The sequence below is a fragment of the Streptosporangium sp. G11 genome, from assembly GCF_051192615.1.
Classification (GTDB): Bacteria; Actinomycetota; Actinomycetes; order Streptosporangiales; family Streptosporangiaceae; genus Streptosporangium.
Map to the genome: position 1 here is coordinate 89,179 of NZ_JBPJUQ010000011.1, position 26,549 is coordinate 115,727.

The following is a 26,549-nucleotide window of genomic DNA, read 5'->3' on the forward strand; positions in this document are numbered from 1 at the left end:
GATCTGAAGAACACCGATCCTGACAAATACCGTCACGCGCCTTCTCAGCATGCAAACTTCCATAACCAAATGCCATCCCGATATCGTGTCCACCTCACAAGGGCTGGTTATGGGGAACGGGGAACGATGACCGATCGCTTGCTCGGGAGAAACCCCCAGGGGCCTGAGGGCGGCGATTCCGCTGGAGGAGCACCGGAGGGCCAGGGCAGGCTGGTGGGCAGGCGCTACCGCCTGGTGTCACCGGTGGGCCGTGGCGGGATGGGCATGGTGTGGCACGCGCACGACGTCCTGCTCGACCGGGACGTCGCGGTCAAGGAGCTGATCCTCCCCTACGGGCTTGACCACGCGGGCACGCGGGGGGCCCACCGGCGGATGCTCCGCGAGGCCCGCTCGGCGGCCCGGCTCAGCCACCCCGGCATCGTCACCGTCCACGACGTCGTCGAGGAGGACGGCCGCCCCTGGATCGTGATGGAGCTGGTCCGCGCCTGGTCGCTGGAGCAGGCCGTGCGGCAGAGCGGGCCGCTGCCGGTGGTCCAGGCCGCCGAGATCGGCGTCCGGGTGCTCGACGCGCTCCGCCACGCCCACGCCGCCGGGATCATGCACCGCGACGTCAAGCCGGGCAACGTGCTGCTGACCTCCGACCGGGTGGTGCTCACCGACTTCGGCATCGCCGCGATCGAGGGCGACGTCGCGATCACCCAGACCGGCCTGCTGATGGGCTCGCCCGCCTACATCCCGCCGGAGCGGCTGTCGGGCCAGCCGGTCACGCAGTCCTCGGACCTGTGGTCCTTCGGCGCCACGCTGTACGCGGCGGTCGAGGGACGGCCCCCCTACGAGGGGCCGGACGCGGTGGCCGTGCTCGGCGCGATCCTCACGCAGGAGCCCAGCCGCCCCCAGCGGGCCGGTGCCCTGATCACCGTCATCGAGGGCCTGCTCCGCAAGAACCCCGCCGACCGGATGAGCGCCTCGCAGGTGTCGGACCTGCTCGACCGGGTGCTGCGCAGCCACGGCTCCAGCACCCCGAACCGCGCGCCCAGCCCGTCGCCCTCGTCGATGCCGGTCCCCGGCGACTCCATGCCGATCCACCTGATGCCCCCGCTGGACGTGCCGTCGGGGCCGATGCCCTCCCGGATCATCGAGACGCCCTCCGGCCCGATCCGGGTGCCGTACGAACCGGCCGGCGACTTCTCCGGCGGCCACCAGCTCCCCTACGACGCGCTCGCCAGCCCGTCGGGGTCCTATCGCGCGGACCCGCTGTCCTTCCCCGGATCCGGCCCCGCCTCCGGCGGGTTCCCGCAGGTGGGCGGGGCGCGGGCCGACGCGGCCACCGGCCTGGCGGGCGAGCACCAGCGCGGCTACGACGCGCTGCGCATCCCGGCGACCGGGCCCGACGGCAACCCGTTCGACCCGCTGAGCAGCTTCTCCGGCGACCTGCCCGCCGCACCGGCGCCCGCGCCGTCGGCCGGCCCGCCGTCCGCGCCACCGGCCGCACCGCGTCGCGGCGGCCAGAGCGAGGCGTCCAAGGCCCGTGAGGCGGCGCTCTGGCCCACGCCCACCTCGCGGGAGGCGTCCTCCCGCGCCGCCGTACGGGACTCGCAGTCCCTGACCTCGCCCAGCAGGAGTGCGGTGCGCGGGAACGCGCGCCGCGCCCCGGGAGGCGAGGGGGGCGGTCTCGACGTCCGCCTGCTGATGCTCGGCGGGGGCGGCGTGCTGGCCATCGTGGTCGCCGGGATGCTCGTCTTCCTGCCCGGCGGAAACTCCTCCGACACCGCGGTCACCAGCGGCCCGTCCACGGCGATCTCCACGGCGGCCGAGCCGGTGACACCCGCCGGGCCGAGCGAGGAGATCCCCGAGGGCTTCAAGCTGGCGAACGCCGCCGGTGTCTCCGGCGCGGTACCCGGCGACTGGACGGTGAAGGCGGGCCCCGGCGGAGCGGTCACCTTCTCCGGGCCGAAGAGCGGCGGGCAGACCCTCGTCATCGTCGAGGTGCCGGTCACGGACCCGGTGACGGCACTGGGCAGGGCGAGCAAGAAAGGCCTGGACGAATACACCGAGGTCGGCGTGACGGTGGTGAACTACCGCACGTGGAAGGCCGCGGACTGGGAGTACACCTACGTCCAGCCCAACGGCGTCCCGATGCACGGCCTGACGCGTTACGTCGCCCTCAACGGCCAGACCGCCTACCAGATCACGTTCAGGGTCCAGGACCTGGACTGGGAGAAGAACTCGGAGATCCTCGAAACGTTCTTCGCCACCTTCACCTCGGTCGACTGACCCCGCCGCCCACCGTCCGCCGCCGTCACCCCGCCTGCCGTCCGCCACCCCCGGGTCCCGTCACGCCGCCCGCGAAATGCCTCGTGGTGCGGTCATGAGTGATGGCAGACTTCGCTCGTGACCGCGAACCCCACGAACACCACGAACCCCGACATCTCCCCCGGCGGCGGAGAACGGATCGCCGCCGTGCAGCGGCGGACGCTCACCGTCCTGTCCGCCGCCCAGATCAGCGGGGGCATCGGGATCGCCGTGGGGCTCACCTTCAGCTCGGTGACCGTGGAGGAGCTCTCCGGCTCCACGGCGCTCAGCGGGCTGGCCGGGACCGCGACCGTGCTGGGCGCCGCGCTGCTGGCGCTGCCCACCGCGAGATCGTCCGGCAGGGGCGGCCGCCGGGCCGGGCTCGTCCTGGCCTACGGGTGCGCCCTGCTCGGCTGCCTGGTCTCGCTGCTGGCCGTCGGCCTGGGCTCGTGGCCGCTGCTGCTGGCCGGGCTGGTGCTGTTCGGCGCGGCCAGCGCGGGCGGCCTGGCCTCACGCTACGCCGCGACCGACCTGTCCCCGCCGGGACACTCGGCCCGGCACCTGTCGCTGGTGGTGTGGGCCACCACCGTCGGATCGGTAGCCGGTCCGAACCTGGCGGAGCCGGCCGAGCGGTTCAGCGCCGGGCTCGGGCTGCCACCGGGCAGCGGCCCGTTCGCCCTCGCGCTGGTGGGCTTCGCGATCGCCCTCGGCATCATCCTGGTCGCCCTGCGCCCCGACCCCCTGCTCCTGGCCCGCTCCGCGCCCGCCGCTCCGGACGCCTCTCCCGATTCCGGCGCCTCCGCGTCCGGTGCCCCCGCGTCCGGCCTGGCCGCGGTGGACTCCCCGGGGAAGGGCGGGGGCACGTTCCGTACCGCCTGGCGGGTGCTGCGCGGGACACCCCTGGCGAGGCGAGCGCTGGTCGCGATCGCGGTCAGCCACACCGCGATGGTCTCGATCATGTCCATGACCCCGGTCCATCTCGACCACGGCGGCTCGACGTACACGGTCATCGGCATCGTGATCAGCCTGCACATCGCGGGGATGTACGTCCTGTCACCCGTGGTCGGCTGGCTGGCCGACCGGGCCGGAAGGACGCCGGTGCTGGTGCTGGGGACGGGCCTGCTGCTGGCCGCGGCCGTCCTCGCGGGCGGTGCCGGGGCGCACGACGTCACGCGGGTGACCGTCGGGCTGGTCCTGCTCGGTCTCGGCTGGTCGTGCGGGCTGATCGCCGGCTCGGCGATGCTCAGCGAGGCCGTGCCGCTGGAACACCGCACCCCCGTGCAGGGCCTGTCGGACCTGGTGATGAACGTCTGCGGCGCGACCGGCACCGTGATCGCCGGGGTGATCGTCGGCAGCCTGTCGTACGGCGTGCTCGGCGCGGCCGTCGCGGTCATGGTGACGGTCACCGGCGTCTGGCTGGCCCTGGCCCGCGCCTGAGCCGCGACCGCCCCCGGCTCTCACGCGGGACCGCCGAAGGTCATTTGGCGTCGGCGTAACACCTGACCGGGACGGCCAGCATGGGAAAGCGCACCGGGGTCGATCCGAACAGCAGCCGGGTCGCCTCCTCGGCGGCCTTGCCGACCGCCGCGACGACCTCGTCGGCCTGCTCGGCCGGGCAGTGCACCATCACCTCGTCGTGCTGGAAGAACACCAGCCTGGCCGGGTCGGGCAGCAGGCCGCGCAGCACGGCCATCAGCGCGAGCGCCCACTCGGCCGCGGTCGCCTGGACGACGAAGTTTCGGGTGAACCGGCCGCGGTCGCGGGCCGCGCGGCCTCCCTCGGGGCCGGAGACCAGCTCCCGCCAGCCGGCGGAGGGCGGGGGCGAGGTGCGGCCCAGCCAGGAGCGGACCACCTTGCCCTCCTCCCCCGCCCTGGCGGCGTCCTCCACGAACTGGTAGGCGCGGGGGAAGCGCTGGCGCATCACGGCCAGCAGCTTGGGCGCGTCCCCGCTGGTGCCCCCGTACATCGCCGACAGCATGGCGATCTTGGCGTTGTCGCGCTCGCCGCCGAACGCCTGCGCCAGCGCCTGGTAGAGGTCGATCTGCCCGGCGGCCCTGGCCAGGCCGCCGTCTCCCGACATGGCGGCCAGCACGCGCGGCTCCAGCTGGGCCGCGTCGGCGACGACGAGCGTCCAGCCGTCGTCGGCCACGATGACCTTGCGCATCAGCTTGTGGATCTGCAGGGCCCCGCCGCCGTTGGTCGCCCAGCGGCCCGTCACCACGCCGCCCACCACGTATTCGGGGCGGAAGCGGTGGTCGCGCACCCACTGGTCGGCCCAGGCCCAGCCGTGGAAGCTGTAGAACCTGGCCATCTCCTTGTAGGCGAGCAGAGGGGCGACGCCCGGGTGCTCGACCCGCTTGATGTCGTGGGCCCGGGTGGAGGCGACGGGCACGCCCGCCGCCTTGAAAGCTCTGATGATCTGCTGCGGGGAGTCGGGGTTGAACGACGTGCCGAAGGCCGCCGCCACCTGGTCGGCCAGGGCCTGGAGCTTGACGGGCCGCATGCCGTGCACCGGGCGCGGGCCGAGCAGGCCGGTCAACAGCTCGTCGTGCACGTCCTCCCGCCAGGGCATGCCCTCCTGAGCCATCTCCGCGGCGATCAGCGCCCCGGCCGACTCCGCGGCGACCAGCAGCCGGAACCGCCCCGGGTCCGCGGTGGCCTCGACGCGCCGCAGCTGGTCGGCGTAGACCTCGGCGACCAGGTCCGCGTCCGGCGGGGGCGCCTCCTCCTCGAAGAGGGTGGCCTGCCGCGCCTGGGGCCCGTGGTGGTCGTCGGGCACGGGAAGGCCGTGCAGCCGGGCGTGGGCCGCGAGGGCGGACCTCGGCTCGCCGAAGCGCCCCTCGTGGGCCAGGAGCAGGCCCTCGGTCAGCGCCAGGTCGTGGCAGCGCGCCAGCCGCACCCCGGAGGCGAGCAGCGCGGGGTAGACCTCCCGCGTGTCGGCCCAGACCCAGCGCGGATTCGCGGCCTCCAGCTCGCGGGTGGCCGAGGCCAGATCGGCGACGGCCCTGGCGGGCTCGCCGTCCGCGCGCAGAACGCCCCCGCCTCCGGGAGCGGCCGCGACCGACACGTGCATACGCCAACCCTGCCACGCCGGTACGACATTCTCGATCAGACGAGCGGTATGGCGATCTCGTCCTCGACCGGGGGTTCGATCTCCTGCCGCAGGCAGCCGGTGGCGGCGAGGCAGCGGATCGTCAGGACCTCGGGGGTCACCGAGATGTGCAGGAAGCTCTTGAAGAACGGCGGGGTGTCCCAGTCGGACAGCTCCGACAGGTAGCGGTGGAAGGTCCTGCCCACGGGCAGCCGCAGCGGCATCGGCCAGCCGCCGAGGATCCGGGCCGCCCACCTCATCCGCCGGGTGATCGGCACGGGCGGGATGTCCCGTATCGGGGCGTTGCCGATCTGCCGGGACATCAGCGCCGCGCTCTCGTCGGGCGTGAGGTAGAGCCAGCGCATGCGCAGCCGGTCGCTGTAGAGCCTGCTGTAGAACGACAGCGAGTCGCCGCGCAGCGGGTAGCAGCGGTAGTCGTCCTCGTCCACGCCGCCGACGGTGACCCTCGGGATGGTGTGGGTGGCGTGCATGAAGGCCCCGGAGCCGCCCGCCACGAGATACTGGATGGTCCGCTCCCCGACCTTGATCGGGAAGCGCTGGTAGTTGTGCACGTCGCCGCCTATCGCCGCGACGTAGTTGTGCGCGGGATCGGTGACGATGTCGTCGATGGTGCCGCCGCCGACCAGCTTCGACGGCTTGTAGTCGTTACGGGTGTAGATGGGCTTTCCGGTGATCAGCACCTTGGGCCGGGGGTCGCGGGAGACCTCGCGCAGCCATTCGGCCTGCTCCCTGTCGATGTCGCCGCGGATGCCGGTGTCCACCCCGACGACGAGCAGCCCCGGGGTCTCCATCGCCCAGTAGGGGGCGGGCTGCACGACCCGCTGCTCGGGCCTCGCCCGCCGCTCGCGCGCCCTGGCCAGCCGGGCCTCGTCGATCTTCTCCGGCTTGCGCCAGATCAGGCCGCGCAGCCCCGAGGGCGACAGCTTGAACCCCTCGTTCTCGGCCGCCAGCGCCGGGGCGTCGCAGAAGACGCGCATGAAGCCGCCGAGCCCGTCGTACCAGTCGTGGTTGCCGGGGATCGCGTAGATCGGCGCCCGGTAGTCCTGGTACGGGCGGAAGAACTTGTCCTCGTACTCGTTGCCCGAGCCGGTGGGGTAGATCACGTCACTGGCGACGACCGCGAAGGCGGTGTCCTCGCCGGCCTTGAGCATGCCCGGCACCACGGCGTACTGCGAGGCGTCGCCCTCCCCCGTGTCGCCGAGGACCAGGAAGGAGAACTCGGGGCCGACGTCCATCGGGATGCGGAAGGAGGGGTCGACGCCCCGGTCCCGCTGGGAGCCCACCCAGCGCGCCCGCACCTGCCCCGAGGGGTCTCCGAACAGGATCGCGAGGATCTCGTTCCGCGACCGCCAGATGGTGCGCGGGTTCAGCCAGGAGAAGGTCTCCTTGCTGGGCAGCAGGTCCTGAAAGGTGCCCGTCTGGGCGCAGGACCAGCCCGCGCCCTCCTCCGACACCCGGGAGGAGACCTCACGCCCGCGCTCCGCCGCCTGTCCGACATCAACCATGAGCATATCTTGGCAACGATCTTACGAGGGCGCACCCGGATCCCTGGACACGAGCCGGGATCGCGATTCCGGCCGGACACCGCTCTGGAATATGGTTCTACCGTGTACGCCTACTGGGAGACCGTTCCGACCAGGTGGAAGGACAACGACGTCTACGGCCACGTCAACAACGCCGTCCACTACTCGATGATGGACACGGTGATCAACACCTGGCTGATCAGGACCGCGGGCCTGGACATCCACGACGGCGACGCCATCGGCCTGTGCGTCGAGTCGCACTGCGTCTACCGGGCGTCGGTGTCCTTCCCCGAGGCCGTCAGGATCGGGCTGCGGGTCGGCCACCTGGGCCGCTCCAGTGTCCGCTACGAGCTCGGGCTGTTTCGCGAGGACGGCGAGACGGTCGTGGCGGAGGGCCATTTCGTCCACGTGTTCGTCGACCGGGAGAGCCGCAGGCCGGCCGGGATACCCGGGCCGCTCCGCGAGGCCATGGGCAAGCTCGTGGTCGCCGACTGAGTTTCCCCGGTTGGGCTCTCTTGGGTGAGCTCCCCTGATCGAGCGCCGCGGGCCGAGCTCCCCCGCGCCCGTCACCTCCCCGGAGGGACGAGGACGCCGGGGTTGAGGATGCCCTCGGGGTCGAGCCGGTCCTTGATGCCGCGCAGGATCTCCACGCCGAGGTCGCCGATCTCGGTGGCGTAGGCGTCCCGGTGGTCGCGGCCGACGCCGTGGTGGTGCGAGACGGTGCCCCCGGCCGCGACGATCGCCTCGTTGACCGACCGTTTGGCCGCCTCCCACTGCCCCACGGGGTCGTCGCCCTGCGCCGTGACGACCGTGAAGTACAGGGAGGCGCCGGTGCCGTACACGTGGGAGATGTGGCACATGACCAGCGGCGAGCCGAGCGAGGCGTGCAGCGAGAGCCGTACGGCGTCATAGAGGCGGGGCAGGTTGGACCAGAACCCGGCCGTCTCCAGCGTCTCGACGGTCGCCCCCGCCCCGAGCAGCGAGTCGCGCAGGTAGGGCGCGGAGTAGCGCCCGTGGAGCCATGACTCCCCCGGATCCGTGCCGAGGTGGACTCCGCCGAGCCCGGACAGCACGGCGGCGACCCGCTCGCGCAGGGCGGGAACCTCGGAGAAGCCCTCGTACCCGGCGATCGCCAGGCAGCCCGCGCCGGTCGGCGCGGCGCCGATCTCGCCGGGGCGGGCCAGGCCGACCATCGTCTCGGTCTCGTCGGACAGGCGCAGCACGGTGGGCACGGTGCCCTCCTGGACGAGGTGCCGCAGCGCGGCCGATCCCTCGGCGAACGAGGCGAACCGCCACCCCTCGTAGACCCGCTGTTCGGGTGCGCGCCGGACGCGGAGCCTCAGGGAGGTGATCACACCGAAGGCCCCCTCGGAGCCGAGGATCACCTGGCGCAGGTCGGGCCCGGCCGCCGACTTGGGCGCCCGGCCCAGTTCCAGGGTGCCGCGCGGGGTGGCCACGGTCATGCCGACCACCATGTCGTCGAAGCGCCCGTATCCGGCAGAGGCCTGGCCGCTGGAGCGGGCGGCGGCGAAACCCCCCAGCGTGGCGTATTCGAACGACTGGGGAAAGTGACCCAGGGTGAATCTGTGCCCGGCCAGCAGCCGCTCGGCCTCCGGGGCGCGGAGCCCCGGCTCCATCTCCGCGACCATCGACTCGGCGTCGACGGCGACCAGCCGGTCCAGCCGGGCCAGGTCCAGCGCGACGACACCGGCGAAGCCCCGCCGGGTCGCGACCAGGCCGCCGACCACGGAGGTCCCGCCACCGAACGGGACCACCGCGACCCGGTGCGCGGCACAGGCGGCCAGCACCTCCAGCACCTCATGGTGCGAACCGGGCAGCACCACGGCGTCGGGGGCGTCGGAGCCGTCTCCGGCGCGCATGCGCATCAGGTCGGGGGTGGACTTGCCCCGGGTGTGCCGGACGCGGGCCTCGTCGTCGGAGCGCACGTGGCCGGCGCCGACGACGCCGCGCAGCTCCGCCAGGACGGACGGGGAGAGGGCCACGGCGGGCAGCCGCACCTCGCCGAGCCCGGCGGCCCGGTCTCGCCGGGGGCGTACGCCCAGCACGTCGTGGAGCAGTTTTCTGACCGGTTCCGGCAGGTCGGCGGCCTTGTCGGGGTCGCCCCAGCCTGACCAGAGCATGGGCTCGGCGGCGCTCGTCGGATTTTCCACGCTTACACTGTGACACATGACGTCTATTCGTCACAATGCAGACATGGAGAACAACGGCCGGGTGCTGGACGCCGCCCGCGAGGTGGTCCTCGCCGTGGGAGTCCGGCGCGCCACGCTCACCGACGTGGCGCGCAGGGCCGGGCTCTCCCGCATGACGATCTACCGCCACTGGCCCGACGTGCGCACCCTCGTCGCCGACCTGATGACCCGCGAGTGGGTACGCGTCGCGGACCGGTTCGCGACCGAGGACCCGGTCACCTCGGCGGTGGCGGTGGTACGGGCGCTGCGCGACCACCCGCTCTGGCGGAAGATCGTCGAGGTCGACCCGGAGCTGCTCCTGCCCTACCTGCTGGACCGCAGGGGCGCCAGCCACGAGGCGATGCTCACGCTCGTCGAAGCGGCGATCGTCCGAGGCCAGGAGGGGGGCACCGTGCGAGCCGGCGACCCGGTCAGGATGGCCAGGGCCGTGCTGCTGACCGCCCAGTCGTTCCTGCTCTCCGGCCCGACCATGCTCGGCCCCGCCAGCCTGGAAGACCTGGACGATCTGGACGCCGAGCTGGCGACGCTCCTGGAAAGGTACCTGCGACCGTGAACTCCTCTCTCAACGCCGCCCGCCGCGCGCGCGAGCTGGCCGAGACGCGCGACCTCGTGGTGGACGTGCTGGTGGTGGGTCTGGGCGCCACCGGCGCCGGGGCTGCGCTCGACGCGGCCTCCCGCGGCCTCTCCGTGGCCGCGATCGACGCCCACGACATGGCCTTCGGGACCTCCCGGTGGAGTTCCAAGATGATCCACGGCGGGCTCCGCTACCTGGCCAGGGGGCAGGTCGGGGTGGCGTACGAGAGCGCGGTGGAGCGCGGACACCTGCTCGGGCGCACCGCTCCGCACCTGGTCAGGGCCTACCCCTACCTGCTGCCGCTGGTCCCGGAGGTCTCCCGGCGCCACGCGGCGCTGGTGATGACCGGATACCGCCTCGGCGACGGGCTGCGGGCCGCGGCGCGCACGCCCCGCCACCTCCTGCCCGGCCCCTCGCGGATCTCCGCCGCGCGGACCCTCGCCCTCGCCTCGCCGCTGGGTTCGCGCGGGCTGCGCGGAGCCCTGCTGTCGTGGGACGGACGCCTGGCCGACGACGCCCGCCTGGTGGTCACCGTGGCCAGGACGGCCGCCGCCCACGGGGCGAGGATCCTGACGCGCTGCCGGGCGCTGGAGCTGTCCGGCGACGGCGCGCTGGTCCGCGACGAGCTGGGCGGGGACACCTTCACGATCCGGGCCAGGACGGTGGTCAACGCCACCGGTGTCTGGGCGGCCGGGCTGCATCCTGGCATCCGGCTGCGTCCCTCGCGCGGCACCCACCTGGTGCTGAGGCCCGAGACGCTGCCGGGCCTGACCGCGGGACTGCACGTGCCGATTCCCGGGGAGAGCAATCGCTTCGCCCTGGTTCTCCCCCAGCCCGACGGCCGGGTCCACGTCGGCCTCACCGACGAACCGGCGGACGGCCCCGTCCCGGACGTCCCGCAGGTGCCGGAGGAGGACGTGACGTTCCTGCTGGCCGTCCTGAACTCCGTGCTGGAGGAGCCGGTGCGGCGCGAGGACGTCGCCGGAACCTACGCGGGGCTGCGGCCACTGCTCGCCGCCGAGGGCCGCAGCGCCGACCTGTCCAGAAGGCACGCGCTGCTGACCAGGCCGGACGGGCTGGTGACGATCGTGGGCGGCAAGCTGACCACGTACCGGCGGATGGCCGAGGACGCGGTCGACCGGGCCGTGTCACTGGGCCGGCTCGACGCGGGACGGAGCCGCACCGCGGAGCTGCCCCTCGTCGGCGCCGTCCCGGACGGCCCCGGCGGCGGGGGGAACGCGGACGGCGAGGGCGTCCGGGGGGCGGGCCGGTCGCTGCGGCGGTACGGGAGTGAGGCGGGCGCCGTGCGGGCCCTGATGGCGGAGGACCCCTGGCTGGCCGAGCCCGGTCCGGCCGGGGTCACCGGGGCCGAGCTCGTCTGGGCGGTCAGGCACGAGGGCGCCCTGAACGTGGACGACCTCCTCGACCGGCGGACCAGGGTCGGCCTCGTCCCGCAGGACCGCGCCGCGGCCCTGCCCCTGGCCCGCGCCGCGCTGGCCTACTGAGGTCCGCACCGCCCGCGCCGCCGGGGTCGCGGGGGTCGCGGGCCGTCCGCCGCTCCATCGCCTTTACGTGCCTATGATCGTTTTACTCCTCGCCTCCTCGATCTGACTGTTAGGTTAGTCTTACCTAAGTTCGAGCGAGGAGAGAGCGTGAGCACGGGGATCGTCGCGAGCAGGGCGGATACGGCCGGCAAGGGGTGCGCGCACCCGCCGGGCTGTCACACCGGCGAGCTGCCGGTCCACGCCAGCGCGACCGTCGGAGCCCGCTTCTGGCTGCTCATCGAGCACCCCGGCCCCTGGGCCTCCCACCTGGAGGACTGCAGCCTTCCCAAGGACGTTCACACCCTTATCAAACGGGCCACACGGCTCGGCATCCGCCCCCAGCTGATCCGCCGCCCGGGGCGCAGGAACCTCGTGGAAAACGGCATTCACGTGATGGTCGCCGACTCCGGGTCGGCCGAGCCGTGGATCGCCGAAGGCGTCATCGCAGGTCCAGACGATCTTAGACTTGACAGCGTGGTGGCCGGAGTGGTCCCGGAGTCCTGCATACTTGTGAGTGAGCCGGTTTTTCTGGTCTGCACGCATGCCAAGCGCAACGCGTGCTGCGCCCGCATTGGACTACCCCTAGCTCGGTCCTTGGCAAAAACATTGCCGGACACAGTATGGGAAACATCACATGTTGGCGGCGATCGATACGCCGCCAACCTCGTGTGCTTGCCACACGGGCTTTACTACGGCAGCATGTCTCAGGCTGCTGCGATCGCGGCAGCCGACGCGTACCGGTCCGGCGAGGTCATCCTCGACCGTTTCCGGGGACGCGCAGGCATCCCTGAGCCACTGCAGGCCGCTGAGCATTTCGTCCGCATTCATACGGGTGATCTCTCGGTTGGCGGAGTGGCCGTGGAATCCTCCAGGTTGGACGGCGCCGTCACCGAGGCATTTGTGCGCGGTAGTGGCGCTCGTTTTCGGGTAGTGGTTGAACCCATGACGCTGACAACGCCATGCGGTACGGCTTGCGCCGATACGATCACTACCTACCGGCTGGTCACGCTGGACAGGGTAACCCCTGTGCGGTATGCCACGTCCGCGCTGACCTGACCTGAGGGAACATCACGGCCAATCCAGGCGTTGGACCCAGGGACGTCACAAGCGTCCAATGCGGCATTAACCAGAAATACCTCTCACTATAAGGTGGTTTTCTCATGTCTCAGGTACGTCGGCAGACCGCCCGGCCTCGGCCCAGCTGGGGCTGGCAGGATGACGCCGCGTGCCGGGGCGAGGACCTCGTGCTCTTCTTCGGTCCCGACGGTGAGCGTCAGCCCGAGCGTGACATCCGCGAGCGTAAGGCGAAGGCGATCTGCGCCCAGTGCCCCGTTCGTGCCGAGTGTCTGGACTACGCGCTGTCCCGTCCGGAGAAGTACGGCACCTGGGGCGGTCTCAACGAGGACGAGCGCGCCTCCGAGCGTCGCCGTCGCATGCGCCGCGCCGCCAGCGCCGGCATCAGTGCCGTCGCCTGAGCAGTACCTCCACCCGGCTTCCCCCGCACGTGTGATCTCGCGAACCCCCTGCGAGATCACACGTTGTCGTGTCGGGCCCCGCGCGTGCGGCCCCCGGGACGGGCGACCGCACGGCGGGCTTCCCCCACGTCTCAGGGCCTGTTACGGCCCGTCTTCCGCATCTCCTTGTGAATGATCTTCCACTTGTTCTGCAGCTCCTTGCGGAGCCGCGCGTCGCTCCTGGACGCCATCCACGCGGCCTCCCGCTGAAGCTTGTTCCAGCTTTCCAGCCGCCGCTCGGGAAGCGTGCCGTCCTCGATCGCGGCGATCACGGCGCAGCCCGGCTCGCTGTCGTGGCGGCAGTCGCCGAACCGGCACCGCGCGGCGAGCTCCTCCAGGTCCGAGAAGACCATGTCCACGCCCTCGCCCATGTCGTACAGGCCGACGCGGCGGATGCCGGGCGTGTCGATGATGAGCCCGCCTCCCGCGAGCGGGATGAGCTCGCGGTGCACGGTGGTGTGGCGGCCCCGGCCGTCTCCGGCCCTGACCTGCTGGGTCTCCATGACCCCCTCCCCCGCCAGGGCGTTGACGAGCGTCGACTTGCCCGCACCCGAGGCGCCGAGCACCACCGCGGTGCGCGTGCCCTCGAGGTATCCGCGGACGATCTCGACGCCCTCCCCCGTGACGGAGCAGACCGGGTGCACGTCCACACCCGGCGCCGCCGAGGCGACCTCGTCCATCAGGAAGCCGAGGCCCTCGCCGATCAGGTCGGACTTGGTGACGAGCACCACGGGACGGCCCCCGCTCTCCCAGGCGAGCGCGAGCAGCCGCTCGATCCTGCCCAGGTCGGCGGTGTCGGTGGCGTGCAGGGCGGGTTCGGCGACGAAGACCACGTCGACGTTGGCGGCGAGCACCTGGCCCTGGGAGTCGCCGGAGAGCCCGCCCCTGGAGACCCTGGCGACGCCGCCGCGCACGAACGCGGTGCGCCGGGGCAGGAGCGCCTCCAGCTCGAAGCGGCCCTCGGCCAGGCGGCGGAGCCCGGCCCAGTCACCGACGCAGGGCAGGGCCACGGGATCGGCGGCGGCGTCGCGCCGCACCCTGGCGCCGTAGTTGGCCCGGAGATGACCGGAGGCCGTCAGCACCTCGGCGGCACCGCGATCGACGCGGGACACGCGGGCGGGGGTCAGGCCTGCGGGGAGCTCGGCGGCGAGGGAGTCGTTCCAGCCGAGCGCGGTGAGAACGGATGAAGAAGAGACGATTGACGAAGACAACGTAAGCACCCTTGTGGAAGGCCGGGTGCCCTGTCGCGAATCGGCTAGGCGGGCACCCGGAGGTTGATGGACGGCAGGCTCACCAGAACAACCCGCATGCTCCCCACCTCCTGCTCGCCTCGTGGCCGCGCGTCTCTCTCGAACGGCGTCTTCGGGAGAACTTTAGCGCAACGCCTCCCGCCCGGCGCAAACACATTTCGGCGCGTCCCCGCCTGCTCCCGCGACGAGGCGGATCTCCCGGCCCTCGAAGCTTCCGGCCACACGAGAACGCCCGGCCCTCGCGGCGACCGGACACGCGAGAACGCCCGGCCGGGTAATCCCGGCCGGGCGTTCTCGTCCTGCCCTAAAAGCTCGTCCTGCCCTACAAGATCGATCGGCTGTCGATCAGCGTGTCGCGGCGTCCCGGAGATCCCACGGACCGGCCCGCCGCGAACCCGCGGAAGATCACCCGGGCGGCGATCCCGCCGCCCGGGGCACGCTCACAGGCCGGGGGCGGGGAAGTGGGAGGTGAGCTCCCTGACCTCGCCGTGGACGCGGGTGATGACGTGCTTGGCCTCGTCCTCGTCCTTGGCCAGGGCGGTGACGACCTGGTCGATCCAGGCGCCGATCTGCCGCATCTCGGCGATGCCCATGCCCCGGCTGGTCACGCCCGCGGTGCCGATGCGGATGCCCGAGGGGTCGAACGGCTTGCGCGTGTCGAAGGGCACGCTGTTGTAGTTGGTCTCCAGCCCGGCCTTGTCGAGGGCCTGGGCGGCGGGCTTGCCGCCGATGCCCTGGGGGGTCAGGTCGAACAGGATGAGGTGGTTGTCGGTGCCGCCGGAGACCAGGTCGAAGCCCCGGCCCAGGAGCTCCTCGGCCAGCGCCTGCGCGTTCAGGACGACCTGGCGGGCGTAGTCCTTGAAGTCGTCGGTCGACGCCTCCTTGAGCGCCACCGCGATGGCCGCGGTGGTGTGGTTGTGCGGACCGCCCTGCAGGCCGGGGAAGACGGCCTTGTTGAGGGCGGTGGCGTGCTCGTCGGAGGTGGCCATGAGCATGGCGCCCCGGGGGCCGCGCAGGGTCTTGTGGGTGGTGGTGGAGATGACGTCCGCGTGGCCGACCGGCGACGGGTGGGCGCCACCGGCCACCAGGCCGGCGATGTGCGCGATGTCGGCGGCGAGCACGGCCCCGACCTCGCGGGCGATCTCGGCGAAGGCCGGGAAGTCGATCGTGCGCGGGACCGCGGTGCCACCGCAGAAGATCAGCTTGGGGCGCTCGCGGAGGGCGAGCTCGCGCACCTCGTCCATGTCGACGCGGCCGGTGTCCTGCCGCACGCCGTAGCGGACCGGGTTGAACCACTTGCCGGTGGCCGAGACCGACCAGCCGTGGGTCAGGTGGCCGCCGAACGGCAGGCCCATGCCCATGACGGTCTCGCCCGGCTTCAGGAAGGCCAAATAGATGGCCAGGTTGGCGGGTGAGCCCGAGTAGGGCTGCACGTTGGCGTGGTTGACGCCGAACAGGGCCTTGGCCCTGTCGATGGCGAGGGTCTCGACCTGGTCGATGACCTGCTGGCCCTCGTAGTAACGCTTGCCCGCGTAGCCCTCGGAGTACTTGTTGGTCAGGACGGTGCCCGTGGCCTCGAGGACGGCCTTGGAGACGTAGTTCTCCGAGGCGATCAGCTTGACGGTGTCGGCCTGCCGCCGCTCCTCGGCTTTGATGAGCTCGGCGATCTGCGGATCCACGCTGGAAAGAGCGCTCATGCGCCTTCACTCCCCTGTCGTCGTCGACATCGCGCGAAGACCCAGGCGCTCGGCCTCCTCGCCCTTCCGCTCCCCGGTGGTCTCTCCCACCTTATGCGCCAGTCGCGGCTTAGACGATAGCGGACTAACCCCCGCGGCCGGTGCGACCCGCGCCCTCGACGGGCCAGAGCCGGTCGACCTCGGCGTTGAGCGTGGCGCCGATGAGCACGGCCAGCGCGGTGATGTAGAGCCACAGCAGCACGGCGATGGGGGCGGCGAGCGAGCCGTAGATGGAGACCGGCGAGAACCAGGCGGCGAGGACCGCGCGCAGCACGGCGGCGCAGGCGATCCAGATGACGAGCGCGAGCACCGCGCCCGGCAGCTCGCGCCACCAGCGCGTGCGTACGGGCACGCTCACGTGGTAGAGCAGGGTTAGGAAGATCACCGAGCCGATGATGACCACCGGCCAGTAGAGGATGTCGACCAGCACGGTGTAGTCGGCCGGCAGGGCCCCGCGCAGCGCGGCCGGGCCCAGGACGAGCACGGGCATCACCACCAGCCCGATCAGCAGGCCGGCCAGGTAGAAGCCGAAGGACATCAGGCGGGTGCGGATGATGCCGCGCTCCTCGCCGAGGCCGTAGGCGACCGAGATCAGGTCGACGTAGACGAACAGCGCGCGCGAGCCCGACCAGAGGGCGAGCAGGAAGCCCAGGGAGATCAGCGAGACCTGGTTCTCGGGTTTCAGCACGTCCTCGATGAGGGGGGTGACGACGGTGTCGACGGCGTTGTCGGTGAACAGCAGGTGGGCCTGCTGGTCGATCCAGTCGCTGACGTTCTTGACCGTCTCCGGGCCGAACACGCGGGTCAGCTGGCCGAGCACACCGATCAGGCCGAGCATGAACGGCGGCAGCGACAGCAGCGCGAAGAAGGCCGCCTCACCCGCCAGGCCGGTGACGCGGTAGGTGACGCCCGCGTTCGTGGTGGCGGCGATCAGGGCCCACAGGTCGGTGCCGCGGATCCACGAGAGCAGCGCCCGCAGCCTGGCCCAGACGTCCGTACCGCGGATCCGCGCGAGACCGGCACGCAACCGCGTCCCAGGCCCGCGCGGGGGGCGTCGCTCGGGCCCGGGCCGATGGGCCGGGGCATCAGTGGACGTCATGCCACACAACGGTATTCCTAGCCGCGCTTGATCACGAGTCGGGCGGGCAACGATCGAATCTCACCCATCTGCCCGCATCACCTGCGGCGAAACCTAGCGGCGGTAGAACGCCTCCGCGTCGTCCGCGTCGACGATACGCGCGCCCAGCGGCAGCAGGGAGATCGGGATCAGCTTGAGGTTGGCCAGGCCCAGCGGGATGCCGATGATCGACAGGAAGAGCGGGATCGAGGTCAGCAGGTGCCCGATCGCCAGCCAGACCCCGGCCACGACGAACCAGATCACGTTCCCGATGGTCGACAGCGCCCCCGCCTCGGGGTCGCGCACCACGGTCCGGCCGAAGGGCCACAGCGCGTAGGCGGCGATCCGGAACGACGCGATGCCGAACGGGATCGTGATGATCAGGACGCAGCACACGATTCCCGCGAGGACGTAGCCGATCGCCAGCCAGATTCCCGCGAAGATCAGCCAGATGACGTTCAACAAGGTCCGCATATTCACGATCATGTCAGGCGGAATGAGGCCGGCTCCATCCGGCGTCCCCCTGAAACACCCCTGACCCGGCCCCCTGCCCGAGTGGGGGCCGCCCCTTGCCCGGCGGCCCGGCGAAGGCCTGGGCGATCGAGGTCCAGATCCGGGCGGTCTCGCCGCGCACCTGCAAAGACGTGTCGGCGAGGTGGCGGCGCCGGACCACCAGGAGGCAGAAATCGATCATGGTCCCGCGGACCACGTCGGCGGCGTCCGAGGACCCGGCCTCCCACGGCGAGCCGTCGGGCATGATCAGCTCCACCCGCACCGGGCGCGACGGCGGCTCCAGGCCGCGCACCGCGAAGCCGTACGGCATGGCGCGCACCCCGAGCGTCGCCACGTGCCTGAGCCTGGCGGTCGGCACGCGCGCGACGCCGAGCGCGTCCGCCACGTCCTGCCCGTGGGCCCAGGTCTCCATCAGGCGCGCGGTGACGAAGGACGCGGCCGACATGTCGGGCCCGTACCAGGGCAGCCTGACACCGGCGTCCAGCCGGGCGAAGGCCTCCAGGACCCGGCCCCTCGCCTCGCGGAACCACTCGTGGACCTGGGCCGCGGACAGGCCTCGCGAGGCGACGGCGAGCTCGTCCACGGCGGAGTCCCCGCGGGCGAGGAACGCGGGCAGGGAGGCGCGGAAGGCCTCCGGATCAGAGGCGGAGACGGTGGCCGCGTCGTCGAACCAGGCGAGATGGCCGACCTGGTCCCGTACCGTCCAGCCCTCGGCCGGAGTGGGCAGCTCCCACTCGTCCGGCCCGAGCCCCCCGATCATGGCGTCGAACTCGGCCGTCTCGGCGCGCAGATCCACCAGCAGCTCGTCCATCAGGCCCATGAGGCCTCCCTGTCGCAGCCGGGCAAGGGTAACCGAGTAATATTCTAGAGGGAACGGCGCAGAATGGACCCATGATCTGCGAGGAGTGCAAGGAGCGGCGGCACGAGAAGTGCCGGGGAGGCTCGTGGTGCGACTGCCAGCACCAGGCAAAAGCCCAGGAAGATAACGATCTCGGCGATACCGGTCGGTCCGCCCGGAAGGCCTCCGAACCACGCGTGAACTGGCTGGGGCAAGGATAGGCAGGCGTCCCGCCCCTTCTTGGTCGACTCCGTCCCGGCCCCCCGCCGCCCCGGCGCAGGCCCGCGCCCCGTGTCCGCGTCCAGATGGTGGACCTGACATTGGACATCCACGACGCCCGGGGTATCGTCATAGACATGCCAGCGGACCCGTTGCTCGTCGTGCGACGCCACGTCGACCTTCTGCGTGTCCGCAGTGCCATCTGTTGTGACGTCCGTTAACCGTCGCCCCCTGCTGATTTCACCCAGCTCGGCCGCGTAACAGGCGTCCTCCTCTGAGTAATCGACCCCCGCACTCAACGATGAGGCGGGAGGTGCCGCCCGTGCGCGTCCGGAAATCATTCCATCGAGCCACAATAAGGACGCGCACATGACGACCCCTGCCCGGTCGGCGAATCGACATCACAAGCGCCCGCGCGGCGAAGGTCAGTGGGCTCTCGGTTACCGCGAGCCGCTGAACAAGAACGAGGAGAACAAGAAGAACGACGACGGCCTCAACGTCCGTCAGCGGATCATCGACGTCTACTCCAAGCACGGCTTCGACTCCATCGACCCCGCCGACCTGCGCGGCCGGATGCGCTGGTTCGGGCTCTACACCCAGCGCAAGCCCGGGATCGACGGCGGCAAGACCGCGATCCTGGAGCCGGAGGAGCTCGACGACCGCTACTTCATGCTCCGCGTCAGGATCGACGGCGGCCGGCTCAACCTGGCCCAGCTGCGCGTCATCGCCGACATCTCCAACCTCTACGGCCGGGGCACCGCCGACGTCACCGACCGGCAGAACATCCAGCTGCACTGGATCGAGATCGAGGCCGTCCCCGACATCTGGGAGCGCCTAGAGTCGGTGGGCCTGTCCACCACCGAGGCCTGCGGCGACACCCCGCGCGTGATCCTGGGTTGCCCGCTGGCCGGGATCGACACCGGCGAGGTCCTCGACGGTTCCGCGCAGATCCGGGAGATCTACGACACCTACATCGGCGACCCGGCCTTCTCCAACCTGCCGCGCAAGTTCAAGTCCGCGGTGAGCGGCTGCCCGGCGCACTGCACCGTGCACGAGATCAACGACGTGGCGTTCGTCGGCGTCGTGAACGACGACGGCGAGCGCGGTTTCGACCTGTGGGTGGGCGGCGGCCTGTCCACCAACCCGATGCTGGGCAAGCGGCTGGGCGTCTTCCTGACCCCCGACCAGGTCGCCCCCGCCTACGGCGGCGTGATCGGCATCTTCCGCGACTACGGCTACCGCCGCCTGCGCCACCGGGCCAGGATCAAGTTCCTGATCAACGACTGGGGTGTCGAGAAGTTCCGCGACATCCTGGAGAAGGAGTACCTGGGCTACGCCCTGCCCGACGGCCCCGCGCCCGAGCAGCCTCGCGACGGCCGCAGGGACCACGTGGGCGTCTTCCCGCAGAAGGACGGCAACTTCTACGTCGGCTTCGCCCCGAAGGTCGGCCGCCTCGACGGCGACAAGCTACACCTGATCGCCGACATCGCCGAGCGGCACGGCTCCGACCGGGTGCACACCACGGTCGAGCAGAAGATGGTCATCCTCGACGTGGCGCCCGACAGGGTCGACAGCCTCGTCGCCGAGCTGGAGGCGGGCGACCTTCGGGTCAACCCCTCCACCTTCCGCCGCCAGACCATGGCGTGCACCGGGATCGAGTTCTGCAAGCTGGCCATCGTCGAGACCAAGGTCACCGCAGCCAACCTGATCGACGAGCTGGAGCAGCGGCTGCCCGATTTCAAGAACCCGCTGACCATCAACGTCAACGGCTGCCCCAACTCCTGTGCCCGCATCCAGGTCGCCGACATCGGCCTCAAGGGCCAGCTCGTCGTCAACGACGAGGGCGAGCAGGTCGAGGGCTTCCAGATCCACCTGGGCGGCTCGCTGGGCGTCAAGCCCGGCTTCGGCCGCAAGGTCCGTGGCCTGAAGGCCACCTCCGAGGAGCTTCCCGACTACGTGGAGCGCGTGCTCCGCAACTTCGAGAAGCAGAAGAACGAGGAGGAGACCTTCTCCGACTGGGTGCAGCGCGCCGACGACGCGGACCTGAAGTGAAGGGCCGGCACACCGGTCCCTCACGGACGGGCCGGACGAACAAGGCGGGCCGGACACACCGGACGTATGGCGGGACGAGGAGGAGCGGATGAGCGAGCGAGCCGTTCCCTTCCACTGCCCGTACTGCGGTGAGGAAGACCTGGAGCCCTACGAGGGCGACGGCGGCTGGTACTGCCGGTCGTGCGTGCGCGCCTTCAAGCTGAAGTTTCTCGGAATCGGGGTGCGCTCGTGACGCGCGGCGAATCCGACGCGGTGAACGTGACGACCGCGGTGACCGCGCCGACCGGCGAGGTCACCGCGATCCGCACGGGCCACCCGGCCCGCACGGCCCGCACGGCGAATTCCGGCACGACGAGCGCTGTGGTCCGCGCGGCACGACCTGCCCGCGCGGCGAATGAGGATTGGGTGAACGAGCGATGACACTGGTGGACATCGAAGTCGGATTACGTCAGCAGCGGGGGACGCTCGACCTGCAGGAGATCGTCGAGTCGGCCGCGCGGTTCCTGGAGGACGCCTCGGCCCTTGAGATCATCCGCTGGGCCGCGGCGACCTTCGGCGACCGGCTCTGCCTCACCGCCTCCATGAGCGACGCCCTGCTGATCGACCTGGTCAGCCGGGTCAAGCCCGGCGTGGACGTGCTGTTCATCGACACCGGTTACCACTTCGCCGAGACGATGGGCACCCGTGACGCCGTCCAGCAGGTCTACGACGTGAACGTGATCGACGTGAAGCCGTCCCGCACGGTGGCCGAGCAGGAGCGCGACCTGGGCCCGCGCCTGTTCGGGCGCAACCCCGACCTGTGCTGCTACCTGCGCAAGGTCGAGCCGCTCAACCGCGCCCTCGAGCCGTACCTCGCCTGGGTCTCCGGCATCCGCCGCGACGAGGCCGTCACCCGCGCCGGCGTCAAGGTCGTCGAGTGGGACGCCAAGCGCCAGATGGTCAAGATCAACCCGATCGCCAGGTGGACGCAGGAGGACGTCGACAACTACATGGCCGACAACGGGGTGCTGATCAACCCGCTGCACTACGACAACTACCCCTCGATCGGCTGCGCCCCCTGCACCCGCCAGGTCGCCCCGGGAGAGGACCCGCGCAGCGGTCGCTGGGCGGGCATGGGCAAGACCGAGTGCGGGCTCCACGTATGACGTGGCGTGCCACCGGCACCGCTTCCGGGATACCGCTGGTGGCGGTGGCGCACGGGTCCCGTGACCCGCGCGCCGCCGCGACGGTGGAGGACCTGCTCGACCTGGTACGGGACGCGCGGCCCGATCTCCTCGTACGCACCGCCTACCTCGACCACGCCTCCCCGACGCTTCCCACGGCGCTGTCGGGGCTGGCCGAGGCGGCGGTGCTGCCGCTGCTGCTCACCGAGGCCTACCACAGCCGGGTCGACATCCCCGGCGCGCTGGCCGAGGCGACGGCCCGCAGGCCCCTGCTGCGCGTGCACACGGGTGCCACGCTGGGCCCGCACCCGCTGCTGGTCACCGCGCTGGAGCGGCGCCTGGCCGAGGCGGGCGTGGAGCCCGGCGAGCCCGGCACCGCCGTGGTGCTGGTCTCGGCCGGGTCCAGCGACCCGCGGGCCAACGCGACGGTCGCCGGGATCGCCGGAGACTGGGCGAGGCTGCGCGGCTGGCGGTCGGTGACCGCCGCCTACGCCTCGGCCGCCGGTCCCACCCCCGAGGAGGCGGTGCTGCGCCTGCGGCGCTCGGGAGCCTCCCGGATCGTGGTCGCCCCCTACCTCCTGGCCCCCGGCCACTTCGCCGACAGGATCCGCCGGGAGACCCTGGCCGCGGGCGCCGACGCCGTCGCCGACGTGCTGGGCGCCGCCCCCGAGGTCGCCGCGGTGCTGCTCGAACGCTACGAGCGGGCCGCGCACCGATGGGAGGCCCTGGCCATCGCCTGAGCCCCGGCGGGCACGAAGCCGCCCATGGGCTCAGGGGTTACCCGGAGGGGTGGTGTCCTTGCCCTCGCAGCTCAGGCGGACCATCTCCCCGGTGCGCGGATCCACCTGGCGGACGTTGTCCCGGCAGACCGGGTAGATCACCTCCCGCACCACGACCGACCACTTGAGAGGGAAGGGTTCCGCCCCGGCGAGCTGTTCCTCCCAGCCCTCGAAGAGAGCGCCCATCCCCTCGACCAGTTCGCCGGTCGTCCTGCCCGCCCTGTCGACCTCGCCGGGCAGTACGGCCGCGGACACGATCTGCCCCGTGATCAGGTGATCCCCGCCCGAGGTCTCCTTGAAGACCACGGGGTATCCGTCGGGACCGGTTCCGCAGAGCTGCCTGCGGGGAGGACCGTCGCCGACCCAGACGACCGCCCGCCGCAGTGGCCCGGAGCAGTAGACGTTCACACTCAACGACTTGTTCCGGGATCCGGTCCGGAGCTCCTCGCGTGTCCCGCCGGTCCTGTAGTTGCGGCTCACGATCTCGCGAAGGGGGTGCGGCCCTCCCAGAGGCTGTGACACCACCGGGACGGTGGGGGACGGCCTGGCCATCACGCCGGTCCAGACGTCCAGATCGTCGGCGACGCCGCCCGCGGGCGTGTTGAGGGCCACCGCGACGGTGAGGGCCGCCGCGACCGCGCCGCCCGCCGTCCAGCGGCGGCGGCGCCTGATCGCGCGGACACGCCGGTGGACACCGGCGACGGTCACGCCCCTGTCACGGCCCTCGCCCTCGTCCCCGTTCAGGATCTCGCGCAACTCGGATTCGGTGATCGTCATCTCAGCTCCCCGTGGTGATGGCGACGACGGCCGCGGGATCGACGCGCAGCTTGCGCAGTGCACGGCTGGCCTGGCTGCGTACGGTCGCCACCGAGCAGCCGAGGATCTCGGCGATCTGCCGGTCGGGCAGGTCGGCGAAGTAGCGCAGGACGATCACGGCCCGCTGCCTGCCGGGAAGCCCGGCCAGGACCTGCCGGACCGCCTCCCGGGTGGCCACCGCGTCCATCGTGTCGCCGTCCGGCGCCTCGGGGAGGACCGCGCTCGGCACCTCTCCGCGCCACCTGCGCCGCCACCAGGTGGCGTGGGTGTTGACCAGGATGCGGTAGACGTACGGGTCCGGATCGTCACCCACCCTCCGCCAGGCGAGCCACGCCTTGGCCAGGGCCGTCTGCAACAGGTCCTCCGCCGTACCCCAGTCGCGGCACAGCAGGTACGCGGCCCGTAACAGGCGGGCCGAGCGCTGCTCCACGTAGTGCTCGAAGTCAGCCCGATCTCGCATCGGAGATCCTCACTCTGTCGGTGTATGTCACCGATCACTACGCCCCGGGAGCACCGGGATGTTGCACGTGTTTCGAGGCTCACCAGCCGAGGGCGGGGAGCGGAGGGAACGCGCCGCACGAGCGGCGGCGAGTGACGCGTCGCCGGAGCGGAGCGGGCAGAGCGGGGCGGGGGCCGGGAGAGGGGTGAGGCCGGGGCGACCGCGCGACCGGCTCGGACGGCGGATGACGGCGGGCGCGCGGCGCGCCGGTGGCGGCCGTCAGTGGCGGGGCGGCTGCGGGGGGTGCGGAGGCTGGGGCGGCGCCGGGGGCCACGGGGGCCGCGGACGCTCCTGGTAGGAGGGGTGGATCTGGTGGGAGCCCGGCCCGGCCTGGTAGTGGCCGTACTCGCCGGTGAGCTCGCGCAGCTCGTCCCACTGCTTGCGCCAGGCGGCTATGGCCTTCTTGAGCGGCTTGGTCTTGGAGTCCCCGACCACCTTGACGTCCCCCATGAGGACATAGGCGGTGACCCGGACGAGCGGCGCGTTCGTGCCCGGGGGCGCCTCGATGACCTGGACCTTCTTGTCCCCCATGACGGCGATGCCGTCGAGCTCGACGTCCACCCCGTCCGGGACGATGATCTTCACGTTCCCCATGACCGCGGTGGCCACGATGTCGACGACCCCCGTGCGCACCTCGGCCTGGCGCAGGTCCAGCAGGACGTCGCCCATCACGGCGACGGCGCCGATCGGCTTGTCGATCCGCCACGAACCGCGCCGCTTGGAGCTGCTCATCACCGCCACGAACCAGCGCCGCACCTGGCCGCGCTCCGGCGGGGGCGGACGGTAGGCGGGCGCGGGGGCCGGGTGCCCGCCGGGCAGGTCCGAGGTGATCACCGCCAGCTCGGCCTGGGTGAGCGCGGTGTAGGCCGCCTCGGTGCGCTCGGTCAGCTCCCCGAGGGTCAGGCGGCCCTCGACGGAGGCGACCCGCAACCACTCGACCGCGGCCTCCCGCTCTGCGTCCGAGACCCGCATGTCCCCGGGATCATTCATAACTCACAACATATCGCGAGTTATCCTCATAGAGGATCCCTCAGAGGGAGGAAGCCCGATAAATAAATGGGATGACGCCTCTCCTCAGGACGCCCGGCACGGGGCCGGCGTACGGCCGGGCCGGGTGGGCACGCCATATGATCCGGAGGCATGTACCAAGAACTCCTGGACGCGGTGGCGGCCAACGACGCCGAGCGGGTCGAGCGGCTGCTGCAGAGCGGCACGAGCGCCGACCCCGACGGCGCGGAAGAGCCCACCGCCCTTTACCTGGCATCGAACCGGGGCCGCGTGGCCGTCGTACGCGCGCTGCTGGCCCACGGAGCCGACCCCAACCGGATCAGCGGCGGTGAGGACGAGGGGCTGCCCCTGTCCGCGGCCTCCGCCTGGGACCGCGTCGAGGCCCTGGAGGCGCTGCTGGCCGCCGGTGCCGACGTGTCCGGGCGGGAGGCCGACGGGTGGACCGCCCTGCTCTGGGCCGCCGCCAACGGGCGGGCGGGCGCGGTCCACGCGCTGCTCGCCGCGGGGGCGAACGCCGAGGACGCCAACGAGAGCGGCGACACCGCGCTCACCCTGGCCACCCGGCGCGGCGCCCTGGGCGTCGTGCAGGCGCTGCTGGAGGAAGGCGTCGAGGCCGACCGGCCCGACGGCGACGGCGATACGCCGCTGTCCATCGCCTACGACTGGCTGGGCACCCAGCTGGAGAGCGCGCTCCTGGAGCAGGTCGCCGAGCAGGCCCCCGAGGACTCGCAGTTCGTCGTGGGACGCAGCAGGGCGAAGGACGGCACCGACCTGGTGACCGTCGCGGCGGTGGGCCCCGACGGGACCCGTGTGGCCGAGCTCACCTGCCAGCGCGGGCACGCGGCCGTCGCCACCCTGCTGGAGGACGCCACGGGCGAGCGGCTGCCGTTCGACGACCTGGTCGAGCGCGCGATGCCGTACCGGGACATCGACGAGGAGGCCGAGACCTGGTGGACCGTGGCGAGCTCGCTGAGCCGGCGCGGCGACGGTGAGACCTTCGACGCGGTGGCGCGGCTGTGCTCGAGCGAGGATCCGCGCAAGCGCGAGTTCGCCGTCGACGTGATCGCCCAGTTCGGCTTCACCGATGACGAGAAGCCCTACCTGGAGGAGGCGCTGCCGATCCTGCGCAGGATGGCGGCCACCGAGGGCGACGAGCGGGTGCTGCGCTCGGTGCTCGGCGCGCTCGGCCACCACGCCGACCCGCGCGCCCTGCCCGAGGTGCTGGAGATCATCACCGCCGACGGCTGGACCCGCACCCAGGCCGACCCCGCCGCGCTGGCCGCCGTCCTGCCCCCGGGTCACGCCGAGGGGCTCGCACTGCTCATCTCTATGACCGAGGACCCCGACGCGGAGGTACGCGACTGGGCCACCATGGGCCTGGCGGGACTGCCGGAGAACAGCGAGCGGGTCCGCGACGCGCTGGCCGCCAGGCTCGACGACGAGGACCTGAGCACGGTGGCCGAGGCCACCCGCGGTCTGGCCACCCGGGGCGACGCGCGGGCCCAGCGGGGGGTCGACCGCGTGCTCGCCGAGAGCGACGAGGACGACGACAGCATCCGCGATCTGGTCAAGAACCTGTGATCCGCGGGCCGGGCGCCCCGCCCTGCCGTCCGCTTCCCGCATCCCGCTTCCGGCTCCGGCTCCGGCTCGGACCGGTTCGCCGTCGCCGTCGCCGTCGCCGTCGTCGTCGAGGCGAGCGCGGGCCGGCGGGCGTCGTCGAGGCCGGCGCGGGCCGATCGGTGTGCTCAAGCCGGTGTGCTCGAGACCGGACCGCCGTACGCGCACCCGCC

Annotated in this window: 25 protein-coding genes and 1 riboswitch; of the genes, 14 read left to right on the plus strand and 11 right to left on the minus strand. The window is 71.9% G+C overall.

Annotated features, from left to right (window positions below):
- Window positions 1-126: 126 nt before the first annotated feature.
- Window positions 127-2,274: a serine/threonine-protein kinase gene (locus ACSDR0_RS14050; protein ID WP_435289222.1), complete on the plus strand. Its 2,148-nt coding sequence runs from the start codon at window positions 127-129 to the stop codon at window positions 2,272-2,274.
- Between the two features lie 117 nt (window positions 2,275-2,391).
- On the plus strand, window positions 2,392-3,729 hold the full coding sequence (locus tag ACSDR0_RS14055) for an MFS transporter (RefSeq protein ID WP_435289223.1): 1,338 nt from the start codon (window positions 2,392-2,394) through the stop codon (window positions 3,727-3,729).
- A gap of 40 nt (window positions 3,730-3,769) precedes the next feature.
- On the opposite strand, the gene ACSDR0_RS14060 is transcribed toward ACSDR0_RS14055, so the two are convergent.
- The gene (locus ACSDR0_RS14060) at window positions 3,770-5,365 is read right to left on the minus strand and encodes a bifunctional 3'-5' exonuclease/DNA polymerase (protein ID WP_435289224.1); all 1,596 of its coding nucleotides are present in this window, start codon (window positions 5,363-5,365) and stop codon (window positions 3,770-3,772) included.
- 35 nt (window positions 5,366-5,400) lie between these two features.
- Window positions 5,401-6,909, minus strand: a complete 1,509-nt coding sequence (locus ACSDR0_RS14065; protein WP_435289225.1) for a metallophosphoesterase family protein — start codon at window positions 6,907-6,909, stop codon at window positions 5,401-5,403.
- Window positions 6,910-7,011: 102 nt separating this feature from the next.
- Between ACSDR0_RS14065 and ACSDR0_RS14070 the strand changes: the two genes are divergently transcribed.
- Entirely contained in the window at window positions 7,012-7,422 is a 411-nt protein-coding gene (locus tag ACSDR0_RS14070) for an acyl-CoA thioesterase (RefSeq protein ID WP_435289226.1), read from the plus strand.
- A gap of 71 nt (window positions 7,423-7,493) precedes the next feature.
- On the opposite strand, the gene ACSDR0_RS14075 is transcribed toward ACSDR0_RS14070, so the two are convergent.
- Entirely contained in the window at window positions 7,494-9,068 is a 1,575-nt protein-coding gene (locus ACSDR0_RS14075; protein ID WP_435289317.1) for an FAD-binding oxidoreductase, read from the minus strand.
- A gap of 73 nt (window positions 9,069-9,141) precedes the next feature.
- Here ACSDR0_RS14075 and ACSDR0_RS14080 point away from each other — a divergent pair, with 73 nt between their 5' ends.
- The 4 genes from ACSDR0_RS14080 (at window position 9,142) to ACSDR0_RS14095 (ending at window position 12,730) form a co-directional block, all read left to right on the plus strand.
- On the plus strand, window positions 9,142-9,690 hold the full coding sequence (locus tag ACSDR0_RS14080; protein WP_435289227.1) for a TetR/AcrR family transcriptional regulator: 549 nt from the start codon (window positions 9,142-9,144) through the stop codon (window positions 9,688-9,690).
- Window positions 9,687-11,216 (plus strand): glycerol-3-phosphate dehydrogenase/oxidase, encoded by a 1,530-nt coding sequence (locus ACSDR0_RS14085; protein WP_435289228.1) that lies wholly within the window; start codon window positions 9,687-9,689, stop codon window positions 11,214-11,216. Before ACSDR0_RS14080 ends, ACSDR0_RS14085 begins: the two co-directional genes overlap by 4 nt.
- Window positions 11,217-11,363: 147 nt before the next feature.
- The gene (locus ACSDR0_RS14090) at window positions 11,364-12,311 is read left to right on the plus strand and encodes a sucrase ferredoxin (protein ID WP_435289229.1); all 948 of its coding nucleotides are present in this window, start codon (window positions 11,364-11,366) and stop codon (window positions 12,309-12,311) included.
- 104 nt (window positions 12,312-12,415) lie between these two features.
- Window positions 12,416-12,730, plus strand: coding sequence for a WhiB family transcriptional regulator (locus ACSDR0_RS14095; RefSeq protein WP_012893126.1), 315 nt, complete (start codon window positions 12,416-12,418; stop codon window positions 12,728-12,730).
- A gap of 131 nt (window positions 12,731-12,861) precedes the next feature.
- On the opposite strand, the gene rsgA is transcribed toward ACSDR0_RS14095, so the two are convergent.
- From rsgA to ACSDR0_RS14120, 5 genes are all read right to left on the minus strand, one after another.
- Window positions 12,862-13,980 (minus strand): ribosome small subunit-dependent GTPase A, encoded by a 1,119-nt coding sequence (rsgA, locus tag ACSDR0_RS14100; RefSeq protein WP_435289230.1) that lies wholly within the window; start codon window positions 13,978-13,980, stop codon window positions 12,862-12,864.
- Window positions 13,981-14,459: 479 nt separating this feature from the next.
- Window positions 14,460-15,716: a serine hydroxymethyltransferase gene (gene glyA / locus ACSDR0_RS14105; RefSeq protein ID WP_435289231.1), complete on the minus strand. Its 1,257-nt coding sequence runs from the start codon at window positions 15,714-15,716 to the stop codon at window positions 14,460-14,462.
- A 32-nt stretch (window positions 15,717-15,748) separates the two neighbouring features.
- Window positions 15,749-15,832: riboswitch (ZMP/ZTP riboswitch) on the minus strand.
- Window positions 15,833-15,840: 8 nt separating this feature from the next.
- Window positions 15,841-16,854 carry a YihY/virulence factor BrkB family protein gene (locus ACSDR0_RS14110; RefSeq protein WP_435289232.1) on the minus strand — a complete coding sequence of 338 codons (1,014 nt, stop codon included), beginning with the start codon at window positions 16,852-16,854 and terminating at the stop codon, window positions 15,841-15,843.
- Between the two features lie 93 nt (window positions 16,855-16,947).
- Entirely contained in the window at window positions 16,948-17,346 is a 399-nt protein-coding gene (locus ACSDR0_RS14115) for a YccF domain-containing protein (protein WP_435289233.1), read from the minus strand.
- 13 nt (window positions 17,347-17,359) lie between these two features.
- The gene (locus tag ACSDR0_RS14120) at window positions 17,360-18,205 is read right to left on the minus strand and encodes a TIGR03084 family metal-binding protein (protein WP_435289234.1); all 846 of its coding nucleotides are present in this window, start codon (window positions 18,203-18,205) and stop codon (window positions 17,360-17,362) included.
- A gap of 374 nt (window positions 18,206-18,579) precedes the next feature.
- Here ACSDR0_RS14120 and ACSDR0_RS14125 point away from each other — a divergent pair, with 374 nt between their 5' ends.
- The 6 genes from ACSDR0_RS14125 (at window position 18,580) to ACSDR0_RS14150 (ending at window position 22,397) form a co-directional block, all read left to right on the plus strand.
- The gene (locus ACSDR0_RS14125; protein WP_350917820.1) at window positions 18,580-18,663 is read left to right on the plus strand and encodes a putative leader peptide; all 84 of its coding nucleotides are present in this window, start codon (window positions 18,580-18,582) and stop codon (window positions 18,661-18,663) included.
- Between the two features lie 148 nt (window positions 18,664-18,811).
- Window positions 18,812-20,494, plus strand: coding sequence for a nitrite/sulfite reductase (locus ACSDR0_RS14130; protein WP_435289235.1), 1,683 nt, complete (start codon window positions 18,812-18,814; stop codon window positions 20,492-20,494).
- An 88-nt stretch (window positions 20,495-20,582) separates the two neighbouring features.
- The gene (locus tag ACSDR0_RS14135) at window positions 20,583-20,726 is read left to right on the plus strand and encodes a hypothetical protein (RefSeq protein WP_012893136.1); all 144 of its coding nucleotides are present in this window, start codon (window positions 20,583-20,585) and stop codon (window positions 20,724-20,726) included.
- Window positions 20,723-20,914, plus strand: coding sequence for a hypothetical protein (locus ACSDR0_RS14140; protein ID WP_435289236.1), 192 nt, complete (start codon window positions 20,723-20,725; stop codon window positions 20,912-20,914). Before ACSDR0_RS14135 ends, ACSDR0_RS14140 begins: the two co-directional genes overlap by 4 nt.
- Window positions 20,911-21,639: a phosphoadenylyl-sulfate reductase gene (locus tag ACSDR0_RS14145; protein ID WP_435289237.1), complete on the plus strand. Its 729-nt coding sequence runs from the start codon at window positions 20,911-20,913 to the stop codon at window positions 21,637-21,639. The genes ACSDR0_RS14140 and ACSDR0_RS14145 overlap by 4 nt, the downstream gene beginning before the upstream one ends.
- Complete coding sequence (locus tag ACSDR0_RS14150; RefSeq protein ID WP_435289238.1) at window positions 21,636-22,397, plus strand: sirohydrochlorin chelatase; 762 nt, start codon at window positions 21,636-21,638, stop codon at window positions 22,395-22,397. Before ACSDR0_RS14145 ends, ACSDR0_RS14150 begins: the two co-directional genes overlap by 4 nt.
- A gap of 30 nt (window positions 22,398-22,427) precedes the next feature.
- Here the strand turns inward: ACSDR0_RS14150 and ACSDR0_RS14155 are convergent, their stop codons facing one another.
- From ACSDR0_RS14155 to ACSDR0_RS14165, 3 genes are all read right to left on the minus strand, one after another.
- Window positions 22,428-23,213 (minus strand): hypothetical protein, encoded by a 786-nt coding sequence (locus ACSDR0_RS14155; protein ID WP_435289239.1) that lies wholly within the window; start codon window positions 23,211-23,213, stop codon window positions 22,428-22,430.
- A 1-nt stretch (window position 23,214) separates the two neighbouring features.
- Window positions 23,215-23,712: a SigE family RNA polymerase sigma factor gene (locus ACSDR0_RS14160; protein ID WP_435289240.1), complete on the minus strand. Its 498-nt coding sequence runs from the start codon at window positions 23,710-23,712 to the stop codon at window positions 23,215-23,217.
- A 258-nt stretch (window positions 23,713-23,970) separates the two neighbouring features.
- On the minus strand, window positions 23,971-24,741 hold the full coding sequence (locus ACSDR0_RS14165) for a DUF1707 SHOCT-like domain-containing protein (protein WP_435289241.1): 771 nt from the start codon (window positions 24,739-24,741) through the stop codon (window positions 23,971-23,973).
- Window positions 24,742-24,891: 150 nt separating this feature from the next.
- Between ACSDR0_RS14165 and ACSDR0_RS14170 the strand changes: the two genes are divergently transcribed.
- Window positions 24,892-26,340, plus strand: a complete 1,449-nt coding sequence (locus ACSDR0_RS14170; RefSeq protein ID WP_435289242.1) for an ankyrin repeat domain-containing protein — start codon at window positions 24,892-24,894, stop codon at window positions 26,338-26,340.
- Window positions 26,341-26,549 lie beyond the last annotated feature (209 nt).